Source organism: Desulforhopalus sp., assembly GCA_030247675.1.
In the GTDB taxonomy this organism is placed as follows: domain Bacteria; phylum Desulfobacterota; class Desulfobulbia; order Desulfobulbales; family Desulfocapsaceae; genus Desulforhopalus_A.
The window spans coordinates 146,735-160,645 of the sequence record JAOTRX010000005.1 but is presented as its reverse complement, the minus strand read 5'-3'; the positions used below and the strand labels follow the sequence as shown (position 1 = coordinate 160,645).

Annotated in this window: 12 protein-coding genes; 6 read left to right on the top strand and 6 right to left on the bottom strand. The window is 47.5% G+C overall.

From position 1 onward, the window contains the following. The first annotated feature begins 74 nt into the window (after positions 1–74). Positions 75–1,811: an oxaloacetate-decarboxylating malate dehydrogenase gene (maeA, locus tag OEL83_12225; GenBank protein ID MDK9707806.1), complete on the top strand. Its 1,737-nt coding sequence runs from the start codon at positions 75–77 to the stop codon at positions 1,809–1,811. 88 nt (positions 1,812–1,899) lie between these two features. On the opposite strand, the gene OEL83_12220 is transcribed toward maeA, so the two are convergent. Continuing rightward, the gene (locus tag OEL83_12220) at positions 1,900–2,100 is read right to left on the bottom strand and encodes a cold-shock protein (GenBank protein MDK9707805.1); all 201 of its coding nucleotides are present in this window, start codon (positions 2,098–2,100) and stop codon (positions 1,900–1,902) included. A 112-nt stretch (positions 2,101–2,212) separates the two neighbouring features. Between OEL83_12220 and OEL83_12215 the strand changes: the two genes are divergently transcribed. The 5 genes from OEL83_12215 (at position 2,213) to OEL83_12195 (ending at position 7,572) form a co-directional block, all read left to right on the top strand. Then, entirely contained in the window at positions 2,213–2,500 is a 288-nt protein-coding gene (locus tag OEL83_12215; protein ID MDK9707804.1) for a hypothetical protein, read from the top strand. A gap of 175 nt (positions 2,501–2,675) precedes the next feature. Then, a complete protein-coding gene (locus tag OEL83_12210; protein ID MDK9707803.1) occupies positions 2,676–3,533 on the top strand; it encodes an alpha/beta fold hydrolase in 858 nt (285 codons plus the stop codon). Between the two features lie 21 nt (positions 3,534–3,554). Further along, positions 3,555–5,180 carry a fatty acid CoA ligase family protein gene (locus OEL83_12205; GenBank protein ID MDK9707802.1) on the top strand — a complete coding sequence of 542 codons (1,626 nt, stop codon included), beginning with the start codon at positions 3,555–3,557 and terminating at the stop codon, positions 5,178–5,180. After that, positions 5,147–6,169 carry an NAD-dependent epimerase/dehydratase family protein gene (locus tag OEL83_12200; protein ID MDK9707801.1) on the top strand — a complete coding sequence of 341 codons (1,023 nt, stop codon included), beginning with the start codon at positions 5,147–5,149 and terminating at the stop codon, positions 6,167–6,169. The genes OEL83_12205 and OEL83_12200 overlap by 34 nt, the downstream gene beginning before the upstream one ends. Next, entirely contained in the window at positions 6,166–7,572 is a 1,407-nt protein-coding gene (locus tag OEL83_12195; protein MDK9707800.1) for a M48 family metalloprotease, read from the top strand. The genes OEL83_12200 and OEL83_12195 overlap by 4 nt, the downstream gene beginning before the upstream one ends. A 112-nt stretch (positions 7,573–7,684) precedes the next feature. Here OEL83_12195 and dusB read toward each other — a convergent pair whose 3' ends face one another. The 5 genes from dusB to rplI all read right to left on the bottom strand — a co-directional run bounded on the left by dusB (position 7,685) and on the right by rplI (position 13,882). Continuing rightward, the gene (gene dusB / locus OEL83_12190; GenBank protein ID MDK9707799.1) at positions 7,685–8,617 is read right to left on the bottom strand and encodes a tRNA dihydrouridine synthase DusB; all 933 of its coding nucleotides are present in this window, start codon (positions 8,615–8,617) and stop codon (positions 7,685–7,687) included. 67 nt (positions 8,618–8,684) lie between these two features. Next, positions 8,685–9,206, bottom strand: coding sequence for an LPS assembly lipoprotein LptE (gene lptE / locus OEL83_12185; protein MDK9707798.1), 522 nt, complete (start codon positions 9,204–9,206; stop codon positions 8,685–8,687). Between the two features lie 68 nt (positions 9,207–9,274). After that, positions 9,275–11,767, bottom strand: coding sequence for a leucine--tRNA ligase (gene leuS / locus OEL83_12180; protein MDK9707797.1), 2,493 nt, complete (start codon positions 11,765–11,767; stop codon positions 9,275–9,277). A gap of 74 nt (positions 11,768–11,841) precedes the next feature. Then, entirely contained in the window at positions 11,842–13,212 is a 1,371-nt protein-coding gene (gene dnaB / locus OEL83_12175; protein MDK9707796.1) for a replicative DNA helicase, read from the bottom strand. 217 nt (positions 13,213–13,429) lie between these two features. Further along, complete coding sequence (gene rplI / locus OEL83_12170) at positions 13,430–13,882, bottom strand: 50S ribosomal protein L9 (protein MDK9707795.1); 453 nt, start codon at positions 13,880–13,882, stop codon at positions 13,430–13,432. Positions 13,883–13,911: the final 29 nt, after the last annotated feature.

Sequence of the window (13,911 nt, the reverse complement as noted above, 5' to 3'; positions counted from 1 at the left end):
GCCGGGCATTATGCGGCAAACAATGATCCTTGTCAATCGCACAATTTATTGAGAGAACATGGTGGGAGTTTAGTATGGCGGCAAATCTTTATAGGTTTAAATATGATGAATATGGTAATACCAGGGAAATCATTGTGTATGCCAGCGGTGCATCGGCCAGGTCCTGCAGTTATATAAACAAGGGCACGGCGTTCAGCCAGGAAGAAAGACGACTGTTGAATCTTGAGGCAACTCTTCCTCCAGGAGTACGTGAGCTTGAAGGACAAGTGCAGAGTTCCAGGCAGAAACTCAGTGAAAAGACCGATGATATAGAGAAATTCATTTTTATCCGATCTCTCTTTGATCGCAATGTAACCCTGGCCCATGCACTCATCCAAAGCGATATTGAAAAATATATAAAGATCATCTACACGCCGACGATAGGCATGGCGGTTCAGAAATATTCCTCCATGTTTCGTCAGGCTAACGGTCTGCATTTTTATCCGGGGAATATTGATAGAGCGGAAGATATCCTGCGAAAATTCCACCATCGGGATATTCGGGTTGCCGTAGTAACCGATAACCAGGGCGTGCTCGGTATTGGCGATCAAGGAGCGGGAGGTATCGCGGTCTGTCTCGGGAAGTTGATGCTCTATACCCAAGGTGCGGGATTCGCCCCCTGGCATTGCCTGCCGATATCTCTCGACGTCGGTACCAATAATGAAAATCTGCTAGCCGACGATCAGTATCTCGGCTGGCGTCACCGGCGCTTAGAGGGGGAGGAATATCTGTCCTTCATCGGTAGATTTGTCCGGGCTTTTCGCAATGTATTTCCCAACGCCCTTTGCCAGTGGGAGGATTTCTCCCAACAAAACGCCTTCAGTATCCGGGATGCCTTTGTTGATGAGGTGATTTCCTTCAATGATGATATTCAAGGCACGGGTGCGGTGGCGCTGGCAGCCATGCTCTCCGCAATGAAGATTAAGAAAGAAAAGCTCACCGATCAGCGTTTTCTGATCAATGGCGCCGGTGCCGGCGGAGTAGGTATCGCTGAGCAGATTCGTAATGCTCTGGTTGGTCAGGGCTTGTCAGAAAAACAGGCGGTGGATTGTATTTTCATGATCGATTCAGAAGGATTGATTGTTAATCGCCGCGATCTGGCTCAATATAAAAAGAAGTTTGCCAAAGATAAAAAGAAGTTCCCCTGGATTGGCACAATAAATATCATTGATATACCAGAGATTATTCAACATGCAGGAATTACTGTACTCATTGGGACCACCGGTCAGGATTTCTTCTTCCGCCAGGCGGCGGTAGAGTCGCTCAAGTTGAATACACCCCGGCCACTCATCCTTCCACTTTTCCACCATATAGCTATTCCTGAGGTTTTTTGTCTGAATATCCAAAAATGGAACGAAGAGGGGGTGATGGTCGCCACCAGTAATCCTTGTGCCGCAATGGATGCCATGGAAGAGTCATTTTATGTCAGCCAGTGCAATAATGCCTTGATATTCCCAGGAGTTGGGTTGGGCGTGCTGGCTTCAGGCGCTCGAGAGGTGTTGCCGGAATTCTTCACCGCAGCAGCCTACGCGATAGCTGATATGATGTCGCCGGAGGATCTCGCCAAGGGCCGGTTGATGCCACCCATCAGCACCATTCGCCAGGTTGGGAAGAAAGTTGCCTTGGCTGTGGCCATGGCCGCGGTGAAAAATGGAGTCAGCAGGCCTTGCGTGTATTCTGATTTTCAACACGACAACGACGAAGCGCGAATGAAGAAGCTGATCGACCGGATCAGATGGAAGCCAGAGTATCTTCCCCTCATTGCGATGTAATCGCATTTTCGGGAATAATAGATGGAAACGACAGAGGCCCCACGCCCTAAACGGCGAGAGGCCTCTGTTTGCTAGTTTTGCAGCGAAATTACATCTTTTTAACCTTGTCTGCGGCCGGACCCTTAGGACCGTCGACTATTTCAAATGTCACCCGAGCGCCTTCCTCCAGGGACTTAAAACCTTCGGTTTGGATTGCGGAATAGTGGACAAAGACATCTTGTCCGCCATCTTGCTCGATAAAACCAAAACCTTTTGCATCGTTAAACCACTTCACTGTACCCTCAGCCATCGTTTACTCCTTTCGTACTCGGTTCAAAGGCGAACCCTTAATAAAATTCCCAGGTACATTTTCGTCCGGGCATCCTTGTGGTTGGCTCTCATGTCACCGCATCTGCATGTACGTGCATCAACTTCTTCCTCTCACCTTGCTGGTGGGGAAAAATACCGGCCTTATGGTTAATGCTGAGTTGAGCAGCTTGTCTGCTCAAACGAAACGTATGCCCATTCGGGAGAAGGAATATATCCAAGGATTCAAACCCTTTTTGGGCAAATCAAAAATAGCGAAAACATCTCGGAGCGCAACACAGTCTCCCGTTTATCATAACGAAATTTGGAAATCAATAAAATTATCAAATACATCACAATACTGGGTTGATAAACTGATTTCTGGCAATGCGTTGAATCGTTGACCTTTCAACATTCAGTAACAATCGGCAAACACAGTTGTCGGAGGTCAGGTTGCTGAAAAGATAAATAGTTGACACCGGGTTTTCCCAGGGTATAAAGCTGAGTTAAGCAGCTTGTCTAATCAAATGAAATTAGAGAACGCAATTTTCTTTCACATACAAAGAATATGACGTAACAGTGTATAAAGACTATCCTTTCAAAAATAATTATCTCAGTCTTCAGGGCAGGAGGCTTCATTATATTGATGAAGGATCGGGTCCGGTTATCGTCATGGTCCATGGTAATCCGACCTGGTCATACTACTACCGGCACCTCATTGCCCAATTTCGAACGACCCATCGTGTAATAGCCATCGACCACATGGGATGTGGGCTTTCCGATAAGCCGCAGAATTACCCTTACTGTCTGGCGCAACATATAGAAAACCTCGAGAGTCTGATCAATCATTTGGAATTACGACAATTCTCTCTCATCGTCCATGACTGGGGTGGGGCTATTGGTTTTGGCTATGCAGTCCAACATATTGACAAGATCGAGAAAATTGTCCTGATGAACACCGCCGCTTTTCGCTCAACGAGAATGCCTTGGCGAATTGGTATCTGCCGTCTGCCGGTGCTCGGCGAAATTATTGTCAGATTATTCAATGGATTTGCTGGTCCGGCCTGCTTTATGGCTGTTGAGAAAAAACTCGATGACGAGATTAAAGAAGGCTACCTTGCGCCGTACAATACCTGGCGGAACAGGGTGGCAATTGCCAGATTTGTTCAAGATATCCCAATGAATGCTCAACACCCTAGTTACGGTAGATTGGTTGCGGTTGAGAGCAAGCTGTCGCAGATTCAGGAGAAGAAAATCCCTATACTGATTCTTTGGGGGGCTCGTGATTTCTGCTTTAACGATTCTTTTTATACTGAATGGAAACGACGATTTCCAGAGGCGGAAAGCCATTATTTTGACGATGGGGGGCACTACGTCCTTGAGGATAAAATTGCCGAAATAGTGCCTATTCTTAAGATCTTCTTTACCCGTAAATAGGAAAGGAGTTGCTCGGTGACGATGAATATTGCCGAAGCATTTGTAGAGGTTGCCGAAAAATACGGCAATCGCCAGGGAATAATAGAAGCAAAGACCGGCAAAACACTGACTTTTGCCGAGATAAATTACTTATCTAACGGATATTGTAACTATTTCTGCCAAAACGGCGTCAGCTATGGCGATATAGTGATCCTTATGGTCACGCCTTCCGCTGATTTCATCTGCCTCACTTTGGCCCTTTTTAAGATCGGCGCCCCTGTCGTTTTGATTGATCCTGGTATGGGATTTAGAAATTTGCTGCGCTGTATCGAAAGGGTGGAGCCAAGAATACTTGTCGGCATTCCGAAGGCCATTGCCTTTTCCAAAATATTTGCCAAACCGTTTCATTCAGTGAAACGGCATTTTTGCTGCGGCAACTCGTTTGGGCTGTTTGGGCCGGACATACGCAGCTGCGCGGCGGCCACCGAAAGCTCTCCTCCGGTTCACCAACCAGGCAATGATGATCTCGCCGCAATAATCTTTACCACTGGGTCTACTGGCCCTCCCAAAGGAGTTCGCTACGAACATTCTATCTTCAGTGCCCAGCGTAAACTGATCAGCGAATACTTCGGTATTGATTCGGTTGATATCGATCAACCGGCTTTCCCCTTATTTGCTCTTTTTTCTGCGGCACTGGGCGCTTGTTCGGTCATTCCCGACATGGACGCCACGAAACCGGCGGAGGTCGATCCGGCAAAATTCGTCGCTTCGATTGAAAAATACCAGGTAACATATTCCTTTGGGTCACCGGCAATATGGAATGTGGTAAGTAGGCATTGCCAGAAAAACCACATCATCCTGCAGTCAATACGTAAGGTATTGATGGCCGGTGCACCTGTCCCTTATGAACTATTACAGCGGGTTACCTCGATTTTACCACCCGACGCCGAGATCTTTACTCCCTATGGCGCCACTGAAAGCCTGCCGATCGCCTCCATTGCCGGGAGTGAAATCTTGTCTGATACCTGGCTACTCAGCCGCCAAGGAAGAGGGACCTGTGTTGGCCGGGCTTTACCCGGGATCGATATTCGAATTATGACAATTTCCGATGGTCCTATCGCTGAATTGCGCCAGGAAATGTTGCTTGAAATCGGAGTGATAGGAGAGATCATTGTGCGCGGCGATGTGGTGACCAGGGCCTATCAAAATAATTCTGAAGAGACGCACTTGTCGAAAATGGCCGATGGTAATTCATTCTGGCACCGAATGGGCGACGTCGGTTATCTCGACGAACAGCATCGCTTATGGTTTTGCGGAAGGCGGGCCCATCGCGTATTGACTGAGACCGGACCCCTTTACACAATCCCCTGTGAGGCTATCATTAATGAACATCCTGATGTCTACCGTTCAGCTCTTGTTGGAATTATGGCAAGAGGCGAAAAATACAAGGAACCAGTGATCATTATTGAAGTGCATAAAGAAAGGCGGGTCGATGCCAGTTTGGTTCTGGCGGAAGTAAAGTCAATGGCCGGCAAAAGTCCACTTACAAAAGAAATAAAGAATTTCCTCATCCACGATGCTTTCCCGGTTGATATCCGCCATAACGCAAAAATATTTCGTGAAAAACTGGCAATATGGGCGCAAAAGAAAATCTTTCCCGGACAATAAAAACCGCCCTGGTTACCGGTGGCGGAGGCTTCGTCGGCAAGGCTGTTGTGCAACGACTTCTGGAGATGGGGGTTGAGACCCGCGTTGTCGGCCGTCATCGCTACCCGGAAATTGAGGCGCTGGGAGCAAAATGCTTTATTGGTGATATCAGTTGTCCGGAAACTCTTACCCAGGCCGCAAGTAGAGTTGATGTTGTTTTCCATGTTGCAGCTCTTGCCGGAATATGGGGCCCCTGGAAGGCCTATTATGATACCAATGTGCTCGGGACCAAAAATGTGCTGGAAAGTTGCATCGCCAATAAGGTAGCCATGCTTGTTTACACCTCGACTCCTTCCGTGGTGTTCAATGGCACTGATATTTGCGGTGGGGATGAGCGTCTCGGATATGCGGAGAAGCCGCTTTGTCACTATGCAAAAACTAAGATTATCGCCGAGAAAATGGTTCTTGCTGCCAATTCCGCCAACTTCCGAACCTGCGCCCTTCGACCACATCTCATCTGGGGACCTGGCGACCCCCACCTCTTGCCTCGACTCCTTACAAAAGGGAGGGAAAAGAAGCTAAAGAGAGTCGGAGACGGTGGCAATTTTGTCGATATTTCCTATATTGACAATGTTGCTCATGCCCACATTCTCGCGGCTAAAAATCTCGCAGAGAGGGGTACAGCCGCCGGAAACGCCTATTTTATTAGCCAAGGGACACCGGTAAATTTATGGAAGTGGATAAATGAGTTGTTTGCGAAAATGGCTGTTCCGGAAATCCACGCATCGATTTCCGAGACTTTGGCCTACAAGCTTGGTGGATTTTTAGAACTCTTTTATACCATTTGCCGTTTGCAAAGTGAGCCGAGAATGACTCGTTTTGTTGCCGAACAGTTGGCAAAATCTCATTACTTTTCAACGGCCAATGCGGAAAAAGATCTAGGCTATCAGCCAATAGTTTCTGCCGAAGAGGGGTTGGCCAGAACGGTGCAATGGTTGAAAACGCAATGAAACTGTTACAAAGCAAAAAGCTGACATGGCTGATACTGCTCGCCTTTATGCAGCTCAGTACCGTTTGCCCGGCATGGTCTTTTTCCATCAGCGACGAGCGTGAGGTTGGTGAAAAGCTCCTGTATTCGGTTCGATCGGCTTTTGTCCTGGAAGATGACCCGGATATTATCCAATACATTTCCAAGCTTGGCCAGAGTGTCCTTGAGGTCGCCGGGATACAATATTTTGACTACCACTTCTTCGTCATCGACGATAAAGAATTCAATGCCTTTGCCGCACCTTCCGGTTTGATATTCTTTCATTCAGGCCTTATTGGCACAATGAATTCGGAAGACGAACTGGTTTCGGTAATGGCCCATGAAATCGGCCACATCTATAAACGCCACCTTGCCTCAAGGGTTGAGACAGGGACCTATACAGGAATAGCCTCGCTCGGTTTGGCTCTTGCTGCGGTGGCATTTGGCGGAGCAACTGCCCCGGTCCTTCTTACCGGGGCCTTGGCGGCAGGGCAAAGCGTTAATCTCCATTTCAGTCGTCAGCACGAGGAAGAGGCCGATTTGTTGGCCTATGATTGGCTGAAGAAGCTGGGAAAAAATCCGGAAGGTCAGGTCAAGATGCTGGAGTCGATGCGGCGGATTTCCAGGTATCGCAGCGAAAAATTACCGCAATACCTTCTTACCCACCCCGATCCGGAGGCAAGGCTGCATTATATCCAATCTTTGATGGATATCGATAAGATAAGCACGAGCAACGATACCAGGAACGCCGGTGATTTTAATTTCTTGCGCTGTAAGTACCGAATCCTCGCTGATCTTCGCGATAACGAAATATTTAAAAACTATCTTGCCACCGTAGTAGCGGATAACAAGGCAAGCGATTTTGCCAAAACTATGGCGTATTACGGGCTTTCCCAGGTAGCACGGAATGAAAACGATTTTGCCAAAAGCATGGAGTTATTGCTGAAGATTATTGATTTTTTTCCGGATAAAAACATTTTAAAGGTGGATAAAGGAGTACTACAATTTGCTGCCGGTAATTTTGTGGAGGCGGAAGAAACATTGCGTGCGGCGCTGCAAGCTGATTCCTCGGATTTATATGCGGCTTTTACCCTGGCCAAGCTGTTGGCAAGAACCGGCAAATCCGCCGAGGCGGAACGGTATTTTCAAACGGTGGGATTTCAACTTCCTGAATACGCACAGGTTTATTTTGAACTGGGGCAGATTGCCACGGAGAACAAACAATATGGCATGGCAGCACTTTATCTTGCCAAGTTCGACCTGTATAGCGGCAAGCTAAAGCTTGCCGAGCAGAGTTTGAAAAATTCTCTGCGGGACAAGACACTTCCGGAAAAGAGTAAGATTGAAGCGAAGATGCTTCTGAAAAAGATCGAAAAGTTACATTGATAGCCGCAGGCCATTTTGTCGATACCGACTACCCGGTTCTACAGTGGCAAAGTACAACTGCTTGTTTGCAGTTCTAGGTATCAATACAAGAAATTCTTCGAGGTATCCTGAGCTATTTCGAGCAAGTCTCAATAATCTCACGTAAATCTTGAAGATTCATCGCCGCATACACCTTTTCCCGAACCATTGAACTCCCGGGCAATCCTTTGAAATAACGCGATATCTGGCTTTTAATATGACCAAGAATCCTTTCTGCCGGAAGGAACTCCTCAATGAGCTGCAGGTGTTCGCGAGCCCCGGCTGCCACCTCCGCTAAACTTTCAGGTCTCCCCGTTTCTTGAAAAATCCATGGGTTGCCAAGTGCACCACGGCCAATCATTACTCCATCACAGCCGGTTTCTGCCATCATTTCCCAACCATCTTGCAAAGATAAAACGTCACCATTACCGATAACAGGAATCTTCACATTCTTTTTAACGTCAGCAATGACAGACCTATTGATGTGCCCGGAAAACCCCTGTGCCCATGTCCTTGCGTGAACGGTAATAGCCGCAGCTCCTTGATCTTCAAGCATCTTGGCAAAGGAAACGGCGTTAATAGAATTTGCATCTTTGCCCGATCGTATCTTTACAGTGACCGGTAATGAAACCTTTGCTACGACCTTTTTAAGGATTGTTTCGGCAAGGTTACTGTCGGTCATTAAGGCTGCTCCACCACCTCGTTTGGTTACCTTTCTGACCGGGCATCCCATGTTGATGTCAATCATGTCCGGAGAATACGAAGCGAGAATTTCCGCGGCATTTGCCATAATTTCCGGATCGGCGCCAAAAAGCTGAAAAGAGATTGGACGTTCTTCGGCTACGGATGCAAGGAGTTTGAGGGTGTTCTGCTGTTGGTAAACCAGTCCATGACAACTGATCATTTCCGATACGCAATACCCCGCGCCGTTACGACGGCAAAGGAGTCGAAAGGGCAGATCGGTATAGCCGGCAAGAGGGGCGAGAACAAAAGGTGAAGAAAAGGAAAGATGAGCAATTTTCAACATGGGAGGGAACAGAGGCAAGAAGGGCAGAACAGGGAGCCTGTTCTGCCCGGCAAATCGGAAAGAATATCTAGAGCTTTGGTATTCCGGAGATCGTTTTTTGATATATCTTTTGCGAGAGATCCTCGATAATTTTATCTATGGCCTTGGCTTCGTTATCCATATTCGCTGCGCCATTTGCTGAAACCAAGTAACTCTCCTCCCAAATTTGATCGGGTATGTCGATGAGGATTTTATTTGTGGAAATTTCCTTTACCATATAGCGAACCCGAAGCCGTACCTTAACCTCGGCGGTTAACCTGTTTATACCGTAAGAAAGGCTTGGTAATTCGAGAGAAACAATTTCTCCGCCCAAAATTAAATCAGCGCCTTCTTTGTTTCTGACCGTAGAAATAGATCCCGATTTTTGGAACCATTTGGTCATGGACCTGTAGATTTTCGAGTCTAAGCCAAGCTCACTGGTGCGGTTCTTCCATTCTGTAATATAGATGCTTTTGTGGGGCCCATTATAAATGTTCGGATTATGGTAGCCGCAGGCAGCAACGCCTAAGATAATACTCAGCAGCAGACAAAGTCGATAAACCGGTTTCACTTGTCATCTCCTTTAATTATAAGCAATTCTTCTGTGTTACCTTTTTTCATAGTACAAACATACTAGTATCAAACAACAATATTCACAAGTTTCTTCTTTACGACTATGGTCTTTTTAATAGGCTTGTTCTCGATAAATTTGCCAATGTTATCGTCGGCAAGGGCAAGTTGTTTGAGTTCATCGTCACTGATATCTTCCGGTACTTGGAGGCGGGATCGCACCTTGCCGTTGATCTGCAGAACAATAGTCAGAAGGTCTTCTTTGGCGGCATCGGCGTCGAATTTCGGCCAGGGACGACTTTCGATGGAGTCGTTGTTACCGATCTGCTGCCACATCTCAGCAGCGAAATGCGGAACCATGGGTGAAAGCAAAAGGAGGAGCACGGATACTGCTTCACGGACAACGGCTGGTTCAGCCTTTTCAGAGCTGTTTTCGCCGGTTGTTGTTATAATGACGTTAAACAATTCCATCATCGCGCTGATAGCGGTATTAAAATGAAAGTTTTGTTCAATGCTTTCGGTGACCCGTCTAATTGTCTGGTGAATTTTTCGATGCAGAGTCTTTCCCGCCGCGCCAAGGTCTTGGGGGAATGAAGAAGATCCTAGAAACTGCTCCTTATTAAACATGATCAATCTATAGACCCGATTGAGAAATCTCGATGAGCCCTCAACACCCTGGGCGCTCCATTCAAGATCTCGTTCAGGCGGGGCGGCGAAGAGACTGAAGAGTCGAACCGTGTCTGCACCGTATTCCTGGATGAGATCATTTGGGTCAACAACATTGCCTTTTGACTTGGACATCTTTGAACCATCCTTGATGACCATTCCTTGAGTCAGGAGATTGGTGAAGGGTTCATCGACGGCCAGGTGCCCGAGGTCTCGCAAGACTTTTGTAAAAAACCGGGAATAGAGGAGGTGTAAAATAGCGTGCTCGACCCCGCCAATGTACTGGTCAACCGGCAACCAATAGGCTGTTTGCGCAGCTGAAAGCGGCTGCTCCGTCAGCCTCGGGCAAGCAAACCTGGCAAAATACCAGGACGACTCCATAAAGGTATCCATGGTGTCGGTTTCCCGCCGAGCCGGACCGCCACATTTCGGACAAACGGTGGCAATAAAGGACGGCCGTTGGTGCAAGGGGAGACAGGCACTCCCTGCCTCGGGATCCTCAGGCAGGACAACCGGCAGCAGGTTTATCGGCACCGGTTGCACACCACAGTTTTCACAGTGGATCATCGGAATGGGGGCGCCCCAGTATCTTTGTCGAGAAATGCCCCAATCTCGCAATCGGTAGGTGACATAGGCCGAACCAAATTTGTTTTCCTCAGCGTATCCAATGATGGCGCTCTGGGCCTGCAGAGAATCCATCCCTGTAAATTTTCCTGAATGAGCAAGTATGCCGGGTACGGTAGAGGCCTGCTCCATGGTTTCCGGGTTAATGCTCAGGCCCTCTGGAATAACCACCGGAAGGATCGGCAATTGATATTTTCTTGCGAACTCAAAATCTCGTTGGTCATGCGCCGGCACCGCCATGACTGCCCCGGTGCCGTATTCCATCAGGACAAAATTAGCAACGTATATAGGAATTCTGTGGCCATTAAAGGGATTGAGACAATACCGGCCGGTGAACATCCCTTGTTTCTCTGGTTCCTCGTCGAGTGCTCGACGTTGCTTCTCAATCTGAATTTGTAAAGCGAATGCTCTTACTTTTTCAGCGGTTGCAGTTCCGGAAATGAGAGTTTCGAGCAAAGGATGTTCCGGAGCAATCGACATAAAGGTGACACCAAAAATAGTGTCGGGGCGAGTCGTGAAAATGGAGATTTTGCAATCCGCATCTTCAACCGGAAAATCGCAGGTGAGCCCGGTGGATTTGCCAATCCAGTTCCTCTGCATTGTGAGAACTTTTTCTGGCCAGCCAGGCAACTTCTCAAGATCGTTTAATAACTCATCGGCATATTGAGTAATCTTGAAAAACCAACCGTTCATTTTGCGAGGATAAACCGGTTCGTCACAGCGCCAACAAGCGCCATCAATGACCTGCTCGTTAGCCAAAACCGTTTGACAGGATTCGCACCAGTTTACGGTTGTGGTTTTTTGATAGGCTAGCCCCTTGTTAAACATCTCAATGAACAGGAGCTGCTCCCAACGATAGTATTTTGGGTTGCAGGTTGCAATCTCCCGGCTCCAGTCATAGGAAAGACCGAGCTGGCGCAGTTGATTGCGCATGTAATCGATATTGGCGTAGGTCCACGTTGCCGGATGGCTGTTGTTTTTCTGGGCTGCATTCTCGGCTGGCAAACCGAAAGCGTCCCAGCCCATCGGATGCAAGACATTGAAGCCGCGCATTCTTTTATATCGTGCAACCACGTCGCCAATCGAGTAGTTACGGACATGCCCCATGTGAATGCGACCGGAAGGGTAGGGGAACATCTCCAGGACATAGTATTTCTCTTTTGTGGCATCTTCTTCCACTCGATAAATCTGACCGTCTTCCCATAGCGCCTGCCATTTTCTTTCTATGGTTTTGAAATCATATTTACTTGAAACACCACTGTCGCTGGTCATGTTCATACCTCAAAATACGTTTTTTGGTAGATGGGAATATCAGGAGAAAGGTTGGTATCCACGCTTCTTGGGGATTAGTTGAAACCTTCCGGCTCATCAAAATTGCTCATATTTTCAAACATCGTGAATTCCTTAATGAAAGTCAATCTGGTAACCCCGGTCGGTCCGTTACGTTGTTTACCGATAATAACCTCGGCAACCCCTTTTTCGGGATTATCCTCGGACTTGTTGTACACTTCGTCGCGGTAAATAAAACAAATAACATCAGCATCTTGTTCAATGGCACCCGATTCCCGGAGATCAGCCATCATCGGTCTTTTGTCGGTACGGCTTTCAAGACCACGGTTGAGCTGTGATAAGGCAATAACTGGCACATGGTGCTCCTTGGCGAGTGCCTTGAGTGATCTGGAGATTTCACTGATCTCTTGGGTGCGGTTTTCAATATCTGAACGCCCTCGCATCAACTGCAGATAATCAACTATAACTAACCCGATTTCGTGCTGAGACGCGAGGCGCCGAATTTTAGCACGCATCTCCAGGACGGAAATAGCCGGGGTGTCATCGATAAACATTGGTGCCTCGGAGAGCATACCGACCGCCCTGGTGAGCTTCGGCCAGTCCTCACTGCGCAGTTTCCCGGTACGTATGCGTTGGGAGTCAATTCTGCCAACTGAACTCAACAACCTCATAACTAATTGTTCTTTGGACATTTCCAGGCTAAATACGGCGACACCGGTCTTTTCCACAAGGGAGGCATGCTGGGCAATATTCATCGCAAAGGAGGTCTTGCCCATGGATGGTCTTGCGGCGATAATGATAAGATCAGATGGTTGCAATCCAGCGGTCATTCTGTCAATTTCTATATATCCGGTTGGAACGCCGGTAATCAGTTCTTTTCTTTTATACAGCTGCTCAACCATCGCAAAGGCCTTGGGGACAATAGCCTTTACTGGCGTGAAGTTCTGATCACCCTTGGTACCAGCAATATCAAAGATAGCTTGTTCCGCTCTGTCAACCAGAAGATCAATATCGTTTTGTTCTTCGAAACAGCGGGCCGCGATATCGGTATTCACCGATATTAACCGCCTGAGAATTGATTTTTCCCTGATGATCTTGGCGTAGCTTGTAATATTTGCGGTTACGGGAACTATTGAGGTAAGCGAGGCAAGATAGGTTGGCCCTCCGGCCTGGTCAAGCTTGTTGATATCACGAAGGTGATTGGAGACAGTCAGCAGGTCCAGGGGCTCATTTTTCTCAAAGAGCCCAATCATCGCCTCATAGATAAGCCTGTGGCCATCTTTGTAGAAATCACCGGTTTTAAGAATCTCCAAGACAACGCCAAACACATCGGCCTTTAGAAGGATTGAGCCGAGAACCGCCTGTTCTGCCTCAATGTTTTGCGGTGGCATCCGGGCAGGTAGGGGAGACTTGTTCAGTTCATTCATGGCTCTTGCGTGTTGATCTCAGATGGAAACGGAGGGTGGCGAGTGTATTATGCCCTATCGGTGAAGGACTGTAGAATAGGCCATTAAACAAAAACACACCATTAAGGTCAAGCCTCAAGGTGTGTTTAATGGGACCTTTTGTAAACAGCAGGTCGGTTGATGCAAGAACTAAATAATCTCTTCGATCGCTGTTTGGTCGAAGAGATTATTTGGTTCTTTACTGCGCTTTGGTCGATACGACACTCACAGTAATCTCTGCATTTACGTTGTAACCGATCTTGATCTGAACTTTAACTACCCCGAGGGTTTTGATAGGTTCGGCGAGGATGACCTGCTTTTTATCGATATGAACATCTAGGGCAGCTAATTTTGCACATATATCGGCGCTGGTGACAGAACCAAAAAGACGTTCATCGTCACCGGCAAGTTGCTCGATGACAATCGAAAGACCTGAGATTTTCTTGGCGAGGTCCTCGGCAATCTTCTGTTCTTTGGCAAGACGAGCCGATATAACTGCTCTATTTTTTTCAAGAGCAGCCAGGTTGTTGGCAGTTGCCAGGACAGCTTTGCCCTGGGGCAACAAATAATTGCGCCCGTAGCCTGGTTTTACTTTCACTATCTCGCCTTCCTGGCCAAGAGAACTAATTGTTTCTTTTAAGATGAGTTCCATTTTTAAACTCCTTTTTTTCTCTATTTCTA

What these genes read in the sequence shown, in the direction of transcription:
- maeA (MDK9707806.1), top strand. Translation starts at nt 75, where the DNA reads ATGGCGGCAAATCTTTATAGGTTTAAATATGATGAATATGGTAATACC.
- OEL83_12220 (MDK9707805.1), bottom strand. Translation starts at nt 2,100, where the DNA reads ATGGCTGAGGGTACAGTGAAGTGGTTTAACGATGCAAAAGGTTTTGGT.
- OEL83_12205 (MDK9707802.1), top strand. Translation starts at nt 3,555, where the DNA reads ATGAATATTGCCGAAGCATTTGTAGAGGTTGCCGAAAAATACGGCAAT.
- OEL83_12200 (MDK9707801.1), top strand. Translation starts at nt 5,147, where the DNA reads ATGGGCGCAAAAGAAAATCTTTCCCGGACAATAAAAACCGCCCTGGTT.
- OEL83_12195 (MDK9707800.1), top strand. Translation starts at nt 6,166, where the DNA reads ATGAAACTGTTACAAAGCAAAAAGCTGACATGGCTGATACTGCTCGCC.
- dusB (MDK9707799.1), bottom strand. Translation starts at nt 8,617, where the DNA reads ATGTTGAAAATTGCTCATCTTTCCTTTTCTTCACCTTTTGTTCTCGCC.
- leuS (MDK9707797.1), bottom strand. Translation starts at nt 11,767, where the DNA reads ATGACCAGCGACAGTGGTGTTTCAAGTAAATATGATTTCAAAACCATA.
- dnaB (MDK9707796.1), bottom strand. Translation starts at nt 13,212, where the DNA reads ATGAATGAACTGAACAAGTCTCCCCTACCTGCCCGGATGCCACCGCAA.
- rplI (MDK9707795.1), bottom strand. Translation starts at nt 13,882, where the DNA reads ATGGAACTCATCTTAAAAGAAACAATTAGTTCTCTTGGCCAGGAAGGC.